We start from the raw sequence: 20,753 nt of genomic DNA on the forward strand, positions 1-20,753 counted from the left end.
AATAGAGAATTTGGATGCACCTACATTAGAAACTATTATAGATGAAATATTAGAGTATGAAAGTATAGAAGATATTAACAAATATCTAAAAGGATGAGTTCTTGCAAAAGGAATAATTGCAAAATGTGGTCATAAAAGACTCTAAACCAAAAGTTAGGATGGTTTAGGAGTCTTTTTATTTGCAAACATGGAAAAGGTATACATTTTGACAACTGCCATTTTTAAATAGTATAATTTATATATTATATATATATAGAATAGCTTTTTGTTTTGACATAATGCCTTTCAGCTCTTGTTTTAAGCAGTATTTTATTTATCTTTAATCTACTCAGGTTTATCATAATAAAATAAATTGTAAGGGTGGCTAATATCTTATGGCGATTAAACTAACAGTACTCTTTATAACTTTAATTCTGTCGGTGTATTTTGACTATAAGTACTTAAAAATAAAAAATTTTATAGTGTATCCGGCTATGTTGGCAGGATTTTTGATAAATTTAATCATGTCAGGAACAGGAGGTCTGAAAGATTCTTTTTTGGGAATAATTGTACCCTTTATAACATTATTTTTATTTTATGCTTTAGGGTTTTTAGGAGCTGGTGATGTGAAGTTGTTTTCTGCAATTGCGGCTATAATGGGAATAAGATTTGTAATTTATTGTATGGCATATTCTTTTCTTTTTGGAGGATTTTTGGCGCTTTTAATAATGATTAAAAGAAAGAACTTTTTTGAAAGATTTAAAAAACTGCTTTTATATTTAAGAGATTTGTTTATTTTTATGAAATTAGAAAAATATCAGGAATTTGACGGGGAAAAGTCAGGCTTTTTCCGTTTTTCCTATGCAGTATCAGGTGGCGTGGCTATCACACTTATTCATCAGTTGACAATAGGACTTACATAGTGTAAACTTTTTTAATCAGACGTGCAAAGTAGGTTTGTAGGAGGTTAAAGGTTTTGAAAAGATTGGCTTCATATATGAAGAAATACATGTGGTTCTATATATTAGGATTATTGATGATGCTTTCAAGTTTAGCTTTGGATATGTTTAATCCCCGTTTGATTGGCGCCATTGTTGACCGGGTTATTATCGGCGGGGAAGCTCATTTGTTTTCAAAGATAATAATGGCTCTTATAGTTATAACGGTATTAAGGGCGGTTTTTGGCTATATTAAGCAGTATTTCTTTGACTGTTCAGCAGCTAAAGTAATTATAAAATTAAGGCAGGATATGTTTGAACATATTCAAAAGCTGTCTTTTAGTTATTTTGACAAGACAAACACCGGCGAGCTTATGTCTAGAATTAAAGATGATACGGAAAATATTTTAAATGCCATATCCTTTGGAATAATGCTTTCCATTGAGCAGGGCTTATATATAATAATTGCTACGGTGATTCTGTTTGTGCTTAGCTGGAAGCTGGCACTTTTAACTGTTTTGGTATTGCCTGCTTTGGCGTATTTTGTTTTTAAACTAGAAAGAAAAGTGGGGGAAATTCACGGAAAGATAAGTGACCAGAGGGCTGCCTTAAATACAAGAAAGGTTTGAAATAACTAAGTTTTTAAGAAAAAACAGGCATAACTACAGGCTTAATATGGAGCAGGCAAAGGTTTGGGGAAGGTATTTTCCCAGAATTGAATTTTTGTCAAATTTCATTGTAGTTATTGTAGTTACAATTGGAGGTTTTTTGGTAATTGGTGATGAGATTTCTTTAGGAACTCTGGTGGCTTTTAGCAATTATATTTTTATGCTGATATGGCCTATGAGAATGGCAGGTTGGCTAACAAATGTCATTGCCCAGTGCTATGCTTCTGTTAAAAAAGTGGAAAAGATATTTGAGGAGCAGCCGGAAATTAAGAATCCTTTAAACCCGGTAAAACCTGAAGAATTTAAAGGTCATGTGGTATTTAAGAATGTGTCTTTTAAATATAATGAAATACCTGTGCTAAAAAACATAAATATTGATGCAAAACCGGGTAGTACAATTGCTGTAATGGGAGTTACCGGTTCTGGTAAAACATCATTAATAAACCTTATTGGAAGATTTTATGATGTGTCGGAGGGAAGTGTTTTAATAGACGGAATTGATGTCAGGGATATGGATTTAAAATTTTTACGCAGTAAAATTTCAATTGTTATGCAGGATGTGTTTTTGTTTTCAGACTCAATAAGGGAAAATATATGTTTTGGGGTGGATGAAGTATCGGATAAGAAATTAAATGGAATGTCTAGGAATATACTTGATGAAAAATTAATTACTGTATCTAAAGATGCGAAAGCCTATGATTTTATATCTAAAATGCCTCAAAAATTTGATACCGTTGTGGGGGAAAGAGGAGTGAGACTTTCAGGGGGGCAGAAACAGAGAATATCAATTGCCAGGGCTTTTATGAAGGATGCTAAAATATTAATACTTGACGATGCCACATCAGCCCTTGATATGGAGACGGAGCAGGAAATTCAAAAAGCTCTTGAAAAGTACAGAGATGTAACTAAATTTATCATTGCTCACAGGATTTCTGCAGTTAAAAATGCAGATGAAATATTGATTTTCGAAGACGGGGAAATAGTAGAAAGGGGCAAGCATCAGGAGTTATTAGATTTAAAAGGAAGATATTACGAAACCTATTTGAATCAGCTGGGGAAAATGACACTTTATGACAAGGAAGAGGTGATATAATGCCTTTTAACAATTTTAGAAAAGATGAAACTTTAAAGGAAACTGTAAATATAAAAGTGGTAATACGGCTGTTTTCATACCTAAGACCCTATATTTTAAGGGTTTTAAATGTTCTGTTTTTAATCGGAATGGTGATTCTTGTTGAGCTTTTAAATCCTTATTTTATAAAGGTTGGAATTGATAAATATATTGCAAACAGTAATGTAAAAATTGCAAACAGTAATGTAAAAGGCCTTTTAATATTGGGAGGTATTATGGCTTTTGCAAATGTTGTTGCAATGGTTTGTGCAAAATACAGAATACTTATAATGGCCGGGGTATCTAATAAAATACTTTTTTCAATAAGGCAGGAGCTTTATAACCATATTCAAAATCTTTCATTTGATTTTTTTGACAACAGGTCGGTGGGAAAGATATTAGCACGTATAGTAGGTGATGTAAACTCATTATATGACCTTTTTACAAACAGCGTAACAAATCTTATTCCCGAGCTAATAAAAATGGTAGTAATTGCCACTATAATGTTTTCTATGAATTATAAACTGGCACTGGTTTCCTTCAGTACCCTTCCTGTACTTTGTGTTTTAATGTTTTTCATTCAAATAGTGTCAAGGAGAAGGTGGCAGATAGTAAGGAAGAAGTCATCCAATTTAAATGCCTACAGTCATGAAATATTTTCAGGAATAAGGGTTGTCCAGGGATTTAATAGTGAGGAAAAAACCAAAAGGGTTTTTTGGGAACTTTTAAATGAATTTAAAAATTCGTTTATAAGGGCAGTAAGAATGAATGACATGTTCTGGCCATTGGTGGAATTGTCCTGGGGCGGCGGGACGGTGCTGGTTTTTATGTACGGGTTAAGACTTTTAAATGCAGGTGAAATTACAATAGGTGGTTTAGTGGCGTTCACAAGTTATATATCAATGTTTTGGGTACCTGTTATGAATATATCTAATTTTTATAATATATTAATTACAAATTTAGCCGGTGCCGAAAGAATATTTGAAATAATGGATATTAAACCGGGTATTAAAGACAGTGAAGATGCTGTTATAATGCCAGAAATTAAAGGAAAAGTGGAATTTAAAAATGTAACTTTCGGATATGATAAAAAGCAGACAGTGCTGGAAAATGTAAGTTTTACCGTGAAGGAGAGAGAAACTGTTGCATTGGTAGGTCCTACAGGGGCGGGAAAAACTACAATTATAAATCTTATAAGCAGGTTTTATGAGACTTCAAAGGGTAAGGTTTTAATAGATGGAATGGATGTAACCAAAGTGACGCTTGAAAGCCTTAGAAGCCAACTGGGAATTATGCTTCAGGACACATTTCTCTTTTCGGGAACGGTGAAGGACAATATAAGGTATGGAAGGCTGGATGCAAGTGATGAAGAAATTATAGAGGCAGCAAAAGCAGTTTGTGCACATGAATTTATAATGGAGCTGCCGGACGGCTATGATACCGATGTAAATGAAAGAGGTTCTAGACTGTCGGCAGGTCAAAGACAGCTTATTGCTTTTGCAAGGGTGCTTTTGGCAAATCCCAGGATACTTATACTGGATGAAGCTACCGCAAGTATTGACACTTATACTGAAAAACTTGTACAAAAAGGAATACAAAGACTTTTAGAAGGAAGAACATCCTTTGTAATTGCCCACAGGCTTTCAACTATACAAAATGCAGACAGGATAATGTTTATTGATGACAGAGGCATTAAAGAAGAGGGAACTCATGATGAGCTTATAAAGAAAAAAGGTGCGTATTATGAGCTCTTTATGTCTCAGTTTAAATTTTTAGATGGGGATGATTTCACTGATTTTTCAGCTGCTACAGTGTAAAAATTAGGCTTCAAGAAATTATTATTCATTAAAAAAATCACCTGTTTTGTAGATGATTCCTTTAGGTAAATATGATGAACTTAAAATAAAAAACATGGTTTTAGCCACAAATAAAAATGGCTGAAATCATGTTTTTATTTTTATTTACGAAAAGTGTTTTTACTGATAAAATATATAAAAAGGATATTGTGCAATATATGTTATTAAACCCACTAGTTAACACAAATCGTATAAAATAAAAAGTATAGTACACAGTAAAGTGTATAGTATACAATAAAAAACAAAATAAGGGGGGTTTACAAATGAAAGCTTTAGTAAGAATTCTCTGCATTATTTTGACAGCAAGTATTATTGTAAGTGGCACTACCGTCAGCTATGGAAGCACCGGGGTAATCAGTACAGAAGGAATTGAAGAATTTGTGCCGGAAATAGCTTTAATGAACAAAAGGGGCGATGAGGTAACATTTGTTTTAGGGAAACTAACAGAGAAGTCAGATGAGTTGCCGGAAGAGATAGTAAAAAAGGTTTATGCTAAAAGTTCTAAAGATCTAAAAACAAAATTAGAAGGAATGGAATTTGAGATAACCGGAAAGTTTATAAATTCAATGGGTAGAACGGTTATAAAGACGGTACAAGTGGTAGACGGGGTACCTGTGTATGGAAGCGAAAGAAATTTTCACATAAATCATGAAGGTGTTCTGGAAGTCATATCTGGAAAAAATGTTGAAAACATCAGGAAATTAATTAAAAAAAGCAATTCTTTAAAAATCTCAGAAAAAGAAATAGCAGAAATAATAGAAAAGAATTTAGGTCAGGAAACTGATATTTTTAAAATGTCTGAACCTGAGTTAATTCTCTATCCTGTCAACGACACCTATGAATATGTGTATAAAGTTGTAGTAAGCATATCTAAACCGGAGCCTGACAGCTTTACATACTACATTTCCGGAGAAAATTTAGAGGTAGTTAATATTGAAAAATCTTCAACAAACGTAAAAACAACTGTTTATGGCACAGGGATTGGTGAATTCGGACTGGTGGAAAATTTAAAAATGGTTGAAGAAGATGAAATGTATTATTTAATAAATTTAGATGGCAATTTTGAAACAGGTGAAGGAGTAAATTTCTATATATTTAGCAGTCCGCAAAATCATTTTGAGGCAGAACCGGACGCGGTAATAAGCAGGGTTCCTCATGGTGTGGATGCCCATTACAATTTAACCGGGGTAATAGACTTTTTTAATCATTATTTTAACAGGAATTCCTATGATGATAATTGGGGGTTAATAAAGTGCAGGATAATGTTTGGTCCTCACAATGCACGTGCAGAACGGTATGGTAATTGGGGAGAGCACAGTGAAATATGGTTTTATAACAGGAAACCCCTTGATGAGGATGGCAATGAAATAGTTGATGGAAGAAGTACAGCTGCGGCATTGGATATTGCAGCACATGAATTTATACATCTGGTACTTTTCCACGAAGGGTTGGAATATAATAATGACCATGAAAATATGGTCTTACATGAGGGGTTGGCGGATGTATTCGGAGTTATATGCGAGTATGCTTTAGAAGACTATCTTCTAAGTAAAGAAAAAGCTAATTGGTTTATAGGTGAGGATACGGGAAGAGCCATGAGAAATGCTGCATATCCTGAAATTACACATTACAGTGGTGTTTTAGAAATGGATCCCTTTATACCACATAAAGGGGGAGGAGTTATTACAAAGGCAGCATATCTTATTGCGGAAGGCGGCAGCCACAATGGCAGAGAAATTAAAGGAATAGGTTATAGCAAACTTGCAAATATATTTTACAGTGCTATGACTGACGGCTATATTGTGCCCTACTCATCATTAAAGGATTTTGCAAGCTATGCCGTTGCTGTTGTCAATCTATTTGAAGATGAAAAGTATAGTCATACTTCTATTAAAGGCAAAAAGAACATTTATTATGACCAGTATGATATTAACACTGTAATAGAAGCTTTCACTTCAGTGGGACTTTTACCTGAAGCTCCTGAGAATTTCAAAGTGACCAATATAGACGGTTTGTCCGTTGATTTTGCATGGGATGAGATACCTGGAGGAAGATATGGAATATACAGAAGAAAACCTGGTTCTACGTGCCTTCCTGAAAAGGTGGCAGAGATAGAGGAGCCTCAAATTACTTTAGAGAGTCTGCCGGGTACATATGATTATTACATAGCATTAGTTGACGGAAGAGGAAAGAGAATATCAGCCTTCAGTGATGCTGTAACTGTTGAAGCCTATTTAAAGGCACCTGAAAATTTTAGAGAGTCTTTCAGAATAGGGTTAATAGTACAGCTTAGATGGGATCATAGCGGGGTACCGGGTACACGCTACGGAATATACATGAAGTGTTCATGTTTGCCGGGTGAGCCTGTAAAGGTGGCAGAAACCCCATTTAATATGTTTTATACAATTTCCATATGGGGAAGTTATGATTACTATGTAGCAATTGTAGATGAAAATGGTAATAGAATATCGGACTACAGTAATAAAGTGACTGTTGAAAATTGCCTTGTATTGCATTAAGCAAAAAAAAGCAAGATAAAAAACGGCTTTACTGTTTTAAAACAGTAAAGCCGTTTTTTTATCTATTTTTATATAAGGCAAAATTCAATTTTTTAAAAAACAGGTAATGGATTTATAAATAAAAAGTAGAAATGAAGAATAAAATTTTCATTATAAACTTTATAAGGTTTTATATCGAAATATAATTTGATATTGAAATTTACTATTAAATGTTGTAAACTCTTTATGTTGCTATTTTAATTTTAAATGAGATGAAAACAGTGGAAAAATGCAAATAAATGCCGGAATTTGTTTTTTCGTGACCAAAGTCATCTTTAAAAACATTTAACTAGGTAGTATAATGTTTCTGTAAATGAAACTGGTGAAAAAAAAGTGTGTTTTATGTCTAAAGAACCAACTTCTTTACATAAAAAGAAAGTTTTTTATTTTTATAGTTTACGGAGGGTTTAGATTGAGAATTCTTTTGATAGCCGGAACAATGCATGATATAACTTTATGTTATAGGGGGGAAAAAGCAAGTATAGTCAACAGGGAGGTCTTATTCTTAGATAATGCATTGGAGTTTATTGAAACTCTGGATATGATGCCTGAAGGATTGTTAATAATTGAGCAATTTTTTTCAAATGATTTTAGTGATGACAATTTAATAAGTCTTTTAGAATGGATGAAAGACAATAACATGAGAGATGTGCCTGTAGTTTTTTTGACCAGGGACTATTATAAAGCATCCGGGATAATTAGTGAGTATCCAAATGTAACTATAATGGTGTCAGATTATGTTAGAATTCCGGCTTTTCTTTTAAAAGAGGCTTATGAAAAATTAACTGTTAAAGCAAAAGAAAATCTCAAGGAAGAGAAGAATCTGAAAGAGAAAATACAAAAAGAAGAAAAAGATGATGCTAAAAAGAAAAAATCCATATTAGACAGGTTCAAATTAAGTTTTAAGAAAAATCAAGAGTCAGAAGAAATAAACCAGTTAGCAAAAGAATTTGAAAAGATAAGCAGGAGCATAAACAGGGTTGTTGCAATTACAGGGCGCAGGGTATCAGGAGTAACCAGCTCCGTTGTAAATATAGCTGTTGAAGCTTCGAAAAGAGGCTTAAACACTATAATAGTAGATATGGATATTGACTATAGAAGTACCAATATGTACTTTAGTGAGTTTCATGAGAAAACAAAAAGAGATGAAGAAATGAATGCTTCTCTTATAAGAACTCTTGCAAAACCCCAGGATTATATGATTACAGCCTTTAACATTAAAGAAAACTTATGGTTAACATCTTTAGGATATGATTTTAATGATGCAAGGCTTATAGAACAGTTTTACAATAGTGTAAAACTTTCTGGTATGTTGTCGGTTTTTAGGAATCAGTTTAATTTGATAATTTTAGATATGCCTTTGGATTTACTAAAAAACTTTAAAGAAGCTCTTATATATGTGGATGTATTTGGTTTGTGTGTTTCAAATAATCTTCATTCAATACTTAGCACATTGAGAAATTTGGAGGTGGTTTTTGATCCCGGAAGCCTTATGCATATAAATGCAAAATCTAAATTATTAGTAACAAAATATAATAATAGGTCCAGATTTCAAGGAGATATATTTACACAGGACAGAATATGCCAAGTCATGACATCAGGGTTAAGTAAGCATTTTACTTATCCAATAACTTCAGCGGGAATTATTCCATTTAGTCAAGAATTTGACTTACAAATTGAAAGAGATATTCCGATAATATACACAGCGAAAGATTTTGAAGAAGCATTTGGAAATATATTATTGAGATTAATGGAGGGGGCTAAATAAATGGATTTAAGCAATATAAAAAGTGTTTCACCAGGCAAAAAATTCTTAAAAAAATTCTTTGCTGTAATTTTTGCCATAGGAGTTATTGTTGTTTCTTATATCGTATTAAGTAATGCAGACAAAGCTGCAACTGACACAATTGAAGTTTTGAGGGTTAAGTCAGGCAGCGGGATTCCTGCTTTTACAGTGTTAACAGAGGACAAGATTGAAAAATATAAACTTATTAGAAAAGAATATACAGAAGATATGGTTTTAGCAGAAGATATTTCTACCATCATAAACAAATATACCAAGTATTATTTGAGGCAAAACAGCATACTTTACAAGGATCAGTTTACAGAAGAAAAACCACTGAGAAATAAATGGCTCTATGAAATGAATGAAGAAAATGAGGTACTTACCCTTCCCTATAATCTTTTAGAGTGCGGTGGTGACATACTTATGCCGGGTGACAGGGTGAGAATACGTGTGTCATACGAGGTTGAAACTACAAAGCAGGAGCCGGCAGGTACCGGAAACAACCCGAATCAGGTTGTAACAGTGACCAGGGGAAAAACAATTAAGACAGATATATTATTTGAAAGCATTGTTGTAAAAGATATGTTAAATGCAAACAGCCAATCCATATATGAAGTGTACCAAGAGGTTCTTAAATTAGATGAAGATACCCGGCAAGAGGTTATGAAGAGTGAGGATTTTTTAAAAAGCATCCAGCCTAGGGCTCTTTTACTTGAAGGTACAAAGGAGCAAATGAATAAATTTTCTGAATACAATGCTTATTCAGGTAAAAGCTTTTTAATAACCATTTTAAGCAGGGCGGAAAGCGATGTAATACTGGATTTTAGAGATGAGGTGGGGTTATATGGGATTGAAAGGTAAGAAGAGATTATCTGAAATAATAGACAAAATATCTTCAAAAGATTTAATCGGAGCGGAGCTTCAAGAAAGTAAGCTTATGTATAGTGTAATTGGATTTATTCCTTCCTGTGATTTTGTAGATAATGCTCTTTTAATAAGCAATTTAGGTTACCTTCTAAGCCAGAAGGGGTTAAATACTTGCATTTTAGATTTTAAAGTTTTTTATCCCAATTTGTATCAGTATTTAGATGTAACACCTAACAAGAAATCAGATGGATTAATTAAGGTGCTAAAAAGTGATAAAGTTGACATAAGAGGGGAATTGCTTAGTACAAGGTATGAAAGGCTGTATCTTTTGTCCCCAAGTCCCCATGATTTAATGGAGGAATACTTTGATTTTGAATTTGAAAATGTGGAACGTGTAATAAATACCCTAAAAAGTATATTTGATGTTGTGCTTATTGATATTCCAAATAACCCGCCTTTGGAATTTTGTCTAGGAGCAGTAAAATACTGTCACATGGGTTTTTTTACTGCTACTGAAAGGGTGGAATGTGCCGGGAATATGATAAAATTTTTGGATTATGCTGCTTCAGTAGGAATAAGCACTTCAAAGTTTACAAATGTAATATTTATGAATGTTATGGGATTTGATTACGATTTTAAAATCATGGAAGAAATGGGATTTAACATTGTAGCAAAAATTCCTTTTGTTAAATCAGCATTTACATATGCACTTGAAGGAAGAATTTATGTTAAAGATAATCCGCTCATAAATAAGTTTTTCAGAAGAGAATTATATGAGCTTGCGGACGGGCTTGCAGAACAGTAAAGAAAGGGTGATGAAGCTTGCTTACCAGAGGCAAAATCAGTAATATGCAGCAAAAATTATCTTATAAACCTGATGCAAATGAAAATAGCGAAGCTTTGAAAAATAAGTTTACAACCATTAGTTTTGATGAAGCTTTAGAACTATGTCAAAAGTATATTACTAAAATAGCTACTAATGCATTCAGAAGAGAAAACGATCCTGCAAGAAAGAGGGAAATGACAAGGTCATACATTTATGAGTTTGTAGATTCCCAAAAACCTAAAGTAGAGGGATTTGATGATTTAAGTGATTTAAAAAAAGCCCTTGTCAATGAAATAACCCATTATGGTCCCATTACAAAGGCCATGATGGATCCTACAATAGATGAAATAAGAGCTAATGCCCCTGATCAAATTTTTGTTGAAAGTGGAGGTAAAACAATCCGCTGGGATCAGAATTTTACTGACAGAGAGCATATGGAAAGGATAATATCCAAGCTTATAGGTGTGTCTAAAGTAAGACTTACACCTAAAATACCTATGGTGAATGCCCGGACAATTGAAGGATACAGGGTGAATGCAACACATGCGGAAATATCCCCGTATAATATGCCTGCTTTTGTTGTCAGAAAGTTTAACAAAAAAAGCATTACTCCGGAAGTGATGATAAAGAACGAAACTTTTTCAACAAATATGTTTAAGCTTCTTTCCCTCATTCCAAAGGCTAATTTGTCATGGATTACAGTGGGACCTACCGGTAGTGGTAAAACCACTTTAAATGAGATTTTGGTAAAGGAAATCAATCCTTTATACAGGATTATAACCATAGAGAACCCGTCAGAGATGAGGCTTATACGCAGGGAAGGCAATAGTGAACACGGCAGGGTAATTAATGACGTTTTGCAGTATGAATCGGTTCCGGACGATGATGATTCAAGTCCTGCAACTATGGAAAACCTTCTTATTAATGCCATGAGACAGTCCCCTCATTGGATTGGCCCCGGTGAGCTTAGAACTCCCGGAGAATTTGCCACTGCCCTAAGGGCTGCACAAACTGGTCATTATTTCTTTACGACACTGCATGCTGAGGGGGACAAAGAAGCAATATACAGGTTTTTGACAGCGTATCTTATGGCATCTAATGAACCTGCAGAACTTGCACTTAGAAATATATGCAATGCTGTAAAATTCATAATATACCAGGAAAAGTTAGCAGACGGAGCCAGAAAAGTTACATCCATATCTGAGGTATTAGGATCGGAAGGTTTAGAACCAATAATAAACCCTATTTATAAATTTGTATGTGAAGATGTTTTAGAGGAAGAGGGAACTCACAGGGTGATTAAAATACTTGGAAGACATGTAAGAGTTGGTAAGCTTTCTGAAAAAGTCCAACAGTCTATGCTAAAAGCAGGTATTAAAAAAAGTAGGTTTAAATTTTTAACAGAGCCTCCAAAATCTACAGAAAGAGAGGTGTATGAGCCGGATGGACTTAACATTGATTATTAGTATTATGCTGGGAATAACAGCATTTGTCCTGGTTAATATAATCTTTGAAATAAGGTTTTTTGAGGGAAGTTTAAAGGCATTTCTGGATATGCTTGATACATTGGCAGAAAGCTTAGGAAGATATAATACAAAAAGGTATATTGAGCGCATAAAAAAAGAGAGAATTGTAAAGAGAAAAGAAAATATTTTTGTAAAATACAACAGACTTGTGGAAGGACTTATAATTGACTTTAATATGCCGTTTACTCTTGAAAGCTTTACATCCATACTATGTATACTTTTTGCAATAAGTGTACTTATAATTGTTATTTTTATGAAAAACATAACTCTTTCTGTAGTTATTGCAGTATCCATTTTTATAGGTGGCCTCACATATTTTGTTATGCAGTCTAAATCCATTAAAGCAGAAAGACTTGAAAATATAATGGATGCAGAAGATCTGATATGTCCTTTAGCCCGTGACGGTGTTTTGGTTGCCATAAAGAAAGTAATGGAGGCTGAAGAAAGTATAAGCCCAAATATAAGACCTTATTTTCAGCAGTTTATAGACAACTGTGAAAATAACGGTTATTCATTCAGACAAGCTATAACTCTCTTAAACAGGCAGTTAGGTCCTAAATTTGACAATTTCACAAAAAAGGCAATTGTATTTGAATATAACGAGAGAAAAGGAATGGCTGATATATTTTTAGATATTGTTGATGAAAATGCGGTTTTAAGGGAAATAAACTCCAGGAAAGACAGGATTTTCAGGAAAATGAACAGGGATTTTCTTATAAAAACAGCAATTATAATTTTGTTTTTCCTGTATTCACTGACAGTTGAAGGCTTTAGAGAATTTATGCTGCATAACGATTTAGGAAAGGTAATAAATACGGTGCTGATAAGTACAATATGCTTAAGTTTTGCAAGGTGTCAGGCACTTCAGGGCAATCTTGGCCCGGGAGGTGAAATTAGGTGACTTTTTTGGCAAAGCTGTTTGCATTTGCTTCAGTTTTATATTTAATTAAAACACTTATTTATCCTTTTTTTAAGCCGGTTAGTAAAAGGCAGAAAAATCGCATGCGCATGTACATGAAAGAGCGCCAAAGCGTAAAGTTTAAAGAAAAAGTAAAAAATCTCAAAAGAGAGATTGCATTAAAATATATAAAAAATTTAATTGGAAGTTCTGAAAGACAGAGATTTCAGAAAATAATTGACAGGCTTGATCTTGGAATTAAACCGGAGGAGATTAGGTTAGAACAGTTTATTTATACTTTTGGAGCAATAATTTTAACTATATTTATGGCAAGTGCAAATAAAATTTTAGGGTTTATAACGGGAATTTTTATTATACTGGGCTGGTTGTATCCCGTTGAGGAACTCGAAAAGATAATAGAAAGAAAAGACAAAAATATTTCTTTAGAGTTTCCTTCATTTTACAGCATGGTGTATTATCAGTATTCTAAATCTGTTAATATTTACCTTGCTGATGTGATAAAAGACTATATTCCAAATGCCGGACCTGATATGGCAGAGGAACTTGGTGTAATGCTGGACAATATGGTTTACGGAGAAGAGTTTGCCTTAAAACAGTTGAAAAGACGTGTTCCAATGCATCATATAATAAAATTTTGCGACATAATGGAAACAAGATTAAAGGGCTATGACAATATATCACAAATGGCATACCTTAAAAACGAATTGGACGAATATAGAATAAGGGCATTAGAAGATGAACTTGAAAGAAGGAAAAGCATTAATTCAAGAATACAGTTTGTACTTATTGTAATTCTTATGGTTTATATAGCTTTATACTATTTATTTATGGTTTTAGGCTCTTTAAAAATGTTTCAATAAATAATATTTCAACAAAAAATAAAAAAAATGGAGGTATTAGCTATGAAAATTAAAAACATGATGAAAAACTTATTAAAAGACCAATCCGGAGAATTTGGAATCAAACAAATTGCCGCAACTGTTGCCGTTATAGTAATTATAGGTCTTATAATCGGGGTAGTCCGAGGAAATATCGGTACCTGGGTTGTAGAAGTATGGGATATGTTTATAGAGATGATAAAGGATACAATATCTTAAGGGGTGAAATGAATGCAAGGCGTAGCCAAGGCTTTGCTGATAACAATAATAGTATCTATATGTATAATGTTGTTTACCAACCTGGTATTCTTTTTCCCCTGGTATATGACGCTGGTGGTTGAGACTTTTAATATGTCGCAAATTGCTGCCAGTGACAATTACATAAAGCAGTCTTATTATGATGACGCAATGGAAAGACTTAGTGCCCGCCCTATATTCAGGGAAAAGGCAGAGAAAATAGAAATAATTGTTACAAACGATAGTGGCGGGCGTGCTGTAGGAAGTGATGATGAATCATATTATGAAGGATTGTCAGAAAACCAAAAACCCTACAGACAACGTGGAAAGCCTGTAACAGTTGAGATAAGGGCAGTATACCCCCTATCGATAACTTTATGGGGGAAAGAGTATGAAAGGGAACTACCTGTTTCCTTTTCCATTACCACAACAGGTCTTAAGCACTATAAGGATTTAGATTATTATTTTGAATGAACAGGATGAAAAACATTGAAAAATATAGCAATAGGAATATTACTTATAATACTTTTGTCCATAATTATAGAACCAATGGTGGAAACTGCAAATGTTTTAAGGGAAAAGATACTGTTGGGATCTGCACTTAATACCTCTTTCCGTGCTGCTAAAGACAGAAGTTTTATTGTATCCGATGACAGCGGGGAAATTCAGTATGACAGCAGAAGGGAACTGGATGCAATTGTAGATAAAAACCTTTTTATGCAGCATTTTTCAGAGGCCTTTGAAGATGCCATGGATTTAGAATTATCTTCTGTTAACGGAAATGAACTAGTATTTGTTTGCAAGAAAGGAAAATACAACAACTTTACCGTTATAATTGACATAAATGAAAGAACAGATTCCACCACTGGTCAAGTAGTAAGTGAGGTTATTGTAACTGCGGAATCAAAGTATAATTTTAAAACCAAATATTTAAAACTTGCAGAAAGCTCTTTGAGCACTGATTATATGCTAAAAGGAGAGAGGAAGTTTTTACTGTTTGTACGTAACTAGTTGGAGGATAAACCGGAGGATATTATTATGGATGATTATATAATGATTACTTTTCAGGCTGAAAACATTGATAGTGTGGATTTAAAGGTGCCTGTATTTGTAAAAACAGGTGAGCTGATAAGTATGCTGTCAAAGGCTCTGAGGTTGACTTTTAAAGAGGGCAGCAGGCTTCAGGCAGAGCCTTTGGGCAGGATTCTTGACAACAACCTTACCCTTTTGCAGGAAGGTGTAGAACACGGGGCACTACTTACACTTATATAACAGGGAGGTAAAATGAGGTACAATTTATCAAATGGAGGACTTGTTACAATACTGAATAACAAGATTTATATAACTGACATTAAAAAATTTACAGGAACATATATAATTGGGAGTGGACACCAAAAACAGTTAGATGGATTATTTTGGTTTATGAATTGTGATGACTCCTATATATATTATAGTGACCAAAAAAGAGAAAATTATCTATTAAGATTTAATATATGCACTGAAAGCACAGAGGTGATTGTTGAAAGCCCGTGCTATGGCGTGATTTTTATAGATGGCTGTTGCTACTATATCAATGAGAGAGATAAAAAGCTATACAGATATTCTCTAAGTGAAAGAAAAGGGGAGGTAATTGCAGATAATAATGTCTTATGTTTTTTTGCAGGGGGGGACACAATTTTTTATTCCACAGACAGAGGTATTTATTGCTGTACCCTAAAAGGGGAAATGAGAGAGGAAATTTCAGATGTTCCTGGAGTAGGTCTCATTGCCTTAGATGAAAAAATTTTTTTTGCAGACAAAGAAAACAACTATATTTTAACAATGCTTGATATTAATACTGGTGAGAGGGAAATATTTGAAGAGATTTCCCCGATTAGCATAAATACTGATGGAAACTATCTGTATTGTTCTAACAGGAAGCATTCAAATTCCATTTACCGTATTGATTTCAGAAGAAAAACCTGCATAAGGATATGTGGTGAAAGCTCAGATTATTTACACATTATAGATGATGAATTGTATTTTTGCAGCAATTTAGGATGGTATAAAATGCCTTTATCCGGAGGGCAGCCACAGAAAATTATTTAATTCTCGATGATGTGAGGTGATAGTGTGAAAGATAAAAATATATTTAGCAGGCAGCCTAGATTTTTGCCGGAAATGCCTTCGGGAGAAGTAGAAATACCAAATCCGCCAAGTGCATATGAAAAACCGGAGATATCCTGGTTTATGTTGCTGCTGCCTCCTTTTGTGATGCTTGTTATAACCGTTTTGCTGGCGCTGACAGTCCGGTCTGTTTTTATGCTGATATCCATTGCTACAACATTTATGACGCTTATTGGCTCTGTTACGGGAGCTGTTTCTCAAATAAGAAAATTTAAAAAAAAGAAGCAAGAAAGAGAGAAAAAGTACCTTCAATTTATTAAAGATACACGCAGTCATCTTTCAATAATGAAGGAGCAGCAAATAAAGGCAATGAATGAAATGAATCCGGATCCTGCAGAGTGCATAAAGCGGATAGATCAGATTGATAAAAGGCTTTGGGAAAGAACCCCTTCATTTAAGGATTTTCTTTCTATAAGATTAGGACTTGGAAGTGTTCCTTTGGAAGTTAAAATTAAATATACCAGGCAGGCAATTATTATGGAAAGTGATCCTCTTTTTAACGAACCCCAGAGATTGGCACTTGAATTTGAAAAAATACGGGATGTTCCTGTTGCGGTAAATCTTATGCAAACAGAGATATGCGGGATTGCAGGTGAAGAGGATAAAATAGCACAACTATTACAGCTTTTAGCTCTTCAAATAATCACTCATCATGGTTATGATGATGTAAGAATTGTTATTCTTGCAAAAGAAGAGGGACTTGATAAATGGAATTTTTTAAAATACATTCCGCATATATGGAATGATAATTTTACTACAAGGTATCTCCTTTGTGGTAAAGCTATGGCTCATACTGTACTTGGTGAGCTATATGATTTGTTTAAAGCAAGGGAAATTAATTCCAGGAGAATAAATGCCATTCCTCATTATGTGTTTATTGTGGAAGATAGTGAGCTTTTGGAAAATGAGCAAATAAGCAAGTATATATATGAGCCAAATGGAAAGTTTGGTATTTCTTCAGTTTTTACAGCCATGAACCAGGCTTATCTTCCTATGAATTGTAAAACAGTTATAAATATAAGTGGTAAAAAAGGAGACATAGCCAACAGGGAAACAGGAGAAAAGAATTCATTTATCATGGATAGTTTGGACATCAAAAGTATGGAAAATGCAGTAATGAAGCTTGCACCTGTCAGGATAAAGAATTCAAGGGGCAACTTTGCCATTCCTTCATCCATAACTTTAATGGAAATGTTAAAATCTAAAACGGTAAATGAAATTGACATATTGTCCCGCTGGAATAATAATAAGACCTTTAAAGGTATGAGTGTTCCCATTGGTGTAAAAGCAGGAGGGGTCTTATTTAACCTGGATATGCATGAAACAGGACATGGACCTCATGGACTGGTTGCAGGGACAACAGGTTCCGGTAAAAGTGAATTGCTTCAAACTATAATTATTTCCCTGGCTATAAATTACCATCCACGGGATTTAGTATTTGTCCTCATAGACTATAAAGGCGGCGGTATGGCTGATGTTTTTAAAGGCATGCCCCATCTTGTGGGAACAATTACAAACTTGGGGGGAAATCAGACAACAAGGGCTTTGCTTTCTATAAAAAGTGAACTTTTAAGAAGGCAAAAAATATTTTCAGAATATGATGTAAACAATATCGACAAGTATCAGAAATTGTATTATAGCGGAAATAATAAAGAACATATGCCAGCAATACCACATCTTATTATGATAGCAGATGAGTTTGCCGAACTAAAGCAGGACCAGCCAGATTTTATGAAAGAACTGGTAAGTGCTACAAGGGTTGGAAGGAGCCTTGGTGTTCATCTTATTTTAGCAACCCAGAAGCCGGCTGGTGTAGTAGATGATCAGATATGGAGTAACTCTAAATTTAAAATTTGTCTCAAAGTACAAGATGAAGCAGACAGTAAGGATGTAATCAAAAGGCCTGATGCATCTATGATAAAAGAGCCGGGAAGAGCTTTTATACAAGTTGGAAATGACGAAATATTTGAGCTTTTCCAATCTGCCTATTCGGGTGCTGACTACGATCCGGAAGATGAAATGTTAAAAGATGAAAACAAGGCAAAGAGAATATACAGGGTATATTTAAACGGAAAGACAGAAAAAATATATCCTCTTGAAGAGGAAAAAATAGCAAAAAAAGAGTTGCCTTCCCAGCTTAAAGCTATGGTGGATTATATTATACATATAGCAGAGAGGGAAAAAATAGAGCCATTAAAGGGACCATGGCTGCCTCCGCTGTCTGATACAATATACTTAGACAGCTTATTACATAATAAACTTTCTAAGGATATAAATAAAAACAAAGGGATTTTAAGTGTTCCTGTGGGGATTTTAGATGACCCGAGGGGTCAAAGGCAGGAACCCTTGAATATAGATTTTGCATCAGAAGGAAACTTATTTGTATACGGCGCACCGGGAACCGGGAAAACAGTATTTTTAAAAACACTTTGTATGTCTATGGCATGCTTATATACGCCTGATGATGTAAATATATATATTATGGATTTTGGCGGCAGGACAATGAAATTATTTGAAAAATTGCCTCATGTGGGCGGAGTTATGACATTAGAAGAAGAGAAATTAATAAAACAGTTTATCAGGTTTTTGTTTAGAGTAATGGAAGAGAGAAAATTACAATTTGAAAAAGAATTCAGTGAGGGTTTTGCTGACTATAAGTCAAAAGGGGGCAAAATGCCGGGAATTGTAGTTATAATAGACAACTATTTTGCGCTGTCTGAAACATATGAGGATGTGGATGAACAAGTAATACTGCTAGCAAGGGAAGGGGCTAAATACGGTATATTTATCGTGGCTACGGCAACAAATGCGTCTTTAGTAAGGTATAAACTATCTGTCAATTTTAAAATGGCTGTTTGCTTTCAATTGACTGAAAAAAGTGAGTATGATGCAATAGTGGGAAGGACGGAAGGATTAGAACCTTCAAAATTCCCAGGAAGAGGTTTGGTAAGAGCTAATCCCCCAATGGAATTCCAGGCATCTTTACCGGAGTTTAAGGATGAAAAAATAGAATCATTAATAAAAAGAATTAGTGAAAGTGAAACAATAAGGGCAGTACCTGTTCCTGTTATGCCTTCAATAATTAATCTTGAAGATATTAATAAAGATACAGAAAAATTAGCCATAGGTCTTGGAGATGACGATTTGCAGCCTGTGTTTTTAGATATTTTAGCCACACCTGTAATTATGGTTGCAGGGGACATTATGTCGGGAAAAAGCACACTGTTGGTATCGTGGATAAAAATTATAAATGAAAAAATGGATAATGTTGAAATATATGCAATTGATTCTAGTGCGCTGGGCATATGTCAGATTATGGATATGGATAACGTTACAAATGTATCAGAAATAGAGGATATGAGCAGTTTCATTGAGGAAATTGAAGAAAAACTTGATGCAAGAAGAAATGAATTAATTGAGTGCAGAAAAAGCGGCGGAAACATAGAGAAAATAATGGAAAAATGGAGCCTTATTATTTTTGTAATAGACAGGTTAAGTGAGTTTACCAACGGGGATATGTATTCTTTAAAAGAGCTCATGGAAAGGATTGTAAAAAGGGACAGGGGTTTAAAAGTGACTGTAATTGCAGGGGATAATACCAGTGAGTTTGAATCTAACTGGGATGGTTTTGCTAAAGCAATAAGAGATGAGCAAACCGGGGTATTACTTGGAAGTTTGAAAGAGCAAAATCTTTTTGGAGTAAAAATCCCATATGGCGTACAGGAAAAGGAATTGGAAAAGGGAGATGGATACTTTATTGTAAAAAATAAATTTACAAGCCTAAGAGTAGGTATAGCGAAAGATTAAATTATGTAAAAACATGACTTTAGTCATGGTTAAAAGTGACTAAAGTCATGTTTTTTAAATAAAACAGCGGCTAAGGTCACGAAAAAAAGTGACTAATGGTACTTACAATCAAACATTTTAGTTGCTATAATTAGTTTGCAATAAAAAATATTTATTTACAAAAGACTGTAAATATTGGTTGGTAACTGAAGTTACTTAATTAAAACAAACATTAATTATGTAAAGGAGGTGAAATATATGGCAAGGTTGAGTTTTAGTCCTGAACAAGCGAGAGGCGTGGCAAGATCAATAAAAAACAAAGGAGATGCAGCAAAAGATATTATCAATCAGCTTGACAGGGAAATTAAATCAGTTGAAGGCTGGTGGGAAGGTGAATCTGCAAGAGCTTTTGTAGATGAGTTTAACAGCTTGAAGCCAAGTCTTGATAAGCTAGTGGAGTGTGTACATAACATTAGCATGCAGTTAGATAAAATTGCAGAAATTAAAGAGCAGAGTGAGCGTGACATAGCTTCACAGCTTAGGAAGTAATAATTTTAGTTTTGTGCCCTGCTACAAAAGTTATATCGAAGTATGCAGGGCACAAATTAAAAAACACCTTTATTCTCCTGTTAAACTATGTATTCTTAGTTTC

18 protein-coding genes are annotated in these 20,753 nt (G+C 34.1%); all 18 read left to right on the plus strand.

Features of this window, described 5'->3' with window-relative positions:
- The first annotated feature begins 374 nt into the window (after window positions 1-374).
- Window positions 375-902, plus strand: coding sequence for an A24 family peptidase (locus HVS_RS05565; RefSeq protein WP_101300017.1), 528 nt, complete (start codon window positions 375-377; stop codon window positions 900-902).
- A 53-nt stretch (window positions 903-955) separates the two neighbouring features.
- Entirely contained in the window at window positions 956-1,546 is a 591-nt protein-coding gene (locus tag HVS_RS17625) for an ABC transporter transmembrane domain-containing protein (protein ID WP_341456964.1), read from the plus strand.
- A gap of 46 nt (window positions 1,547-1,592) precedes the next feature.
- Window positions 1,593-2,678 (plus strand): ABC transporter ATP-binding protein, encoded by a 1,086-nt coding sequence (locus HVS_RS17630; protein ID WP_341456965.1) that lies wholly within the window; start codon window positions 1,593-1,595, stop codon window positions 2,676-2,678.
- A complete protein-coding gene (locus tag HVS_RS05575) occupies window positions 2,678-4,513 on the plus strand; it encodes an ABC transporter ATP-binding protein (protein ID WP_101300019.1) in 1,836 nt (611 codons plus the stop codon). The genes HVS_RS17630 and HVS_RS05575 overlap by 1 nt, the downstream gene beginning before the upstream one ends.
- 302 nt (window positions 4,514-4,815) lie before the next feature.
- Window positions 4,816-7,071, plus strand: a complete 2,256-nt coding sequence (locus HVS_RS05580; protein WP_101300022.1) for a M4 family metallopeptidase — start codon at window positions 4,816-4,818, stop codon at window positions 7,069-7,071.
- A gap of 451 nt (window positions 7,072-7,522) precedes the next feature.
- Window positions 7,523-8,878: a MinD/ParA family ATP-binding protein gene (locus HVS_RS05585; RefSeq protein ID WP_101300024.1), complete on the plus strand. Its 1,356-nt coding sequence runs from the start codon at window positions 7,523-7,525 to the stop codon at window positions 8,876-8,878.
- The gene (locus HVS_RS05590) at window positions 8,879-9,757 is read left to right on the plus strand and encodes a CpaB family protein (protein ID WP_101300026.1); all 879 of its coding nucleotides are present in this window, start codon (window positions 8,879-8,881) and stop codon (window positions 9,755-9,757) included. It abuts the gene before it with no gap.
- Window positions 9,741-10,568, plus strand: a complete 828-nt coding sequence (locus HVS_RS05595; protein ID WP_101300029.1) for a CpaE/TadZ family protein — start codon at window positions 9,741-9,743, stop codon at window positions 10,566-10,568. The genes HVS_RS05590 and HVS_RS05595 overlap by 17 nt, the downstream gene beginning before the upstream one ends.
- Window positions 10,569-10,585: 17 nt before the next feature.
- Window positions 10,586-12,055 (plus strand): ATPase, T2SS/T4P/T4SS family, encoded by a 1,470-nt coding sequence (locus tag HVS_RS05600; RefSeq protein WP_278278679.1) that lies wholly within the window; start codon window positions 10,586-10,588, stop codon window positions 12,053-12,055.
- Complete coding sequence (locus tag HVS_RS05605) at window positions 12,045-13,016, plus strand: hypothetical protein (RefSeq protein WP_242971696.1); 972 nt, start codon at window positions 12,045-12,047, stop codon at window positions 13,014-13,016. Before HVS_RS05600 ends, HVS_RS05605 begins: the two co-directional genes overlap by 11 nt.
- On the plus strand, window positions 13,013-13,894 hold the full coding sequence (locus HVS_RS05610; protein WP_101300033.1) for a hypothetical protein: 882 nt from the start codon (window positions 13,013-13,015) through the stop codon (window positions 13,892-13,894). Before HVS_RS05605 ends, HVS_RS05610 begins: the two co-directional genes overlap by 4 nt.
- Window positions 13,895-13,936: 42 nt before the next feature.
- The gene (locus HVS_RS05615; RefSeq protein WP_101300035.1) at window positions 13,937-14,131 is read left to right on the plus strand and encodes a hypothetical protein; all 195 of its coding nucleotides are present in this window, start codon (window positions 13,937-13,939) and stop codon (window positions 14,129-14,131) included.
- Between the two features lie 12 nt (window positions 14,132-14,143).
- Window positions 14,144-14,623, plus strand: a complete 480-nt coding sequence (locus HVS_RS05620; protein ID WP_101300037.1) for a hypothetical protein — start codon at window positions 14,144-14,146, stop codon at window positions 14,621-14,623.
- Window positions 14,624-14,638: 15 nt separating this feature from the next.
- Window positions 14,639-15,160, plus strand: a complete 522-nt coding sequence (locus tag HVS_RS05625) for a hypothetical protein (RefSeq protein ID WP_101300039.1) — start codon at window positions 14,639-14,641, stop codon at window positions 15,158-15,160.
- Window positions 15,161-15,187: 27 nt separating this feature from the next.
- Window positions 15,188-15,421: an EsaB/YukD family protein gene (locus HVS_RS05630; protein ID WP_133161642.1), complete on the plus strand. Its 234-nt coding sequence runs from the start codon at window positions 15,188-15,190 to the stop codon at window positions 15,419-15,421.
- A gap of 12 nt (window positions 15,422-15,433) precedes the next feature.
- Window positions 15,434-16,237 (plus strand): DUF5050 domain-containing protein, encoded by an 804-nt coding sequence (locus tag HVS_RS05635; RefSeq protein ID WP_101300044.1) that lies wholly within the window; start codon window positions 15,434-15,436, stop codon window positions 16,235-16,237.
- A 24-nt stretch (window positions 16,238-16,261) separates the two neighbouring features.
- Window positions 16,262-20,122, plus strand: coding sequence for a type VII secretion protein EssC (essC, locus tag HVS_RS05640; RefSeq protein WP_101300046.1), 3,861 nt, complete (start codon window positions 16,262-16,264; stop codon window positions 20,120-20,122).
- A 237-nt stretch (window positions 20,123-20,359) separates the two neighbouring features.
- On the plus strand, window positions 20,360-20,650 hold the full coding sequence (locus HVS_RS05645) for a WXG100 family type VII secretion target (protein WP_101300050.1): 291 nt from the start codon (window positions 20,360-20,362) through the stop codon (window positions 20,648-20,650).
- Window positions 20,651-20,753 lie beyond the last annotated feature (103 nt).

This window comes from Acetivibrio saccincola (assembly GCF_002844395.1).
GTDB classification, from domain to species: domain Bacteria; phylum Bacillota; class Clostridia; order Acetivibrionales; family Acetivibrionaceae; genus Herbivorax; species Herbivorax saccincola.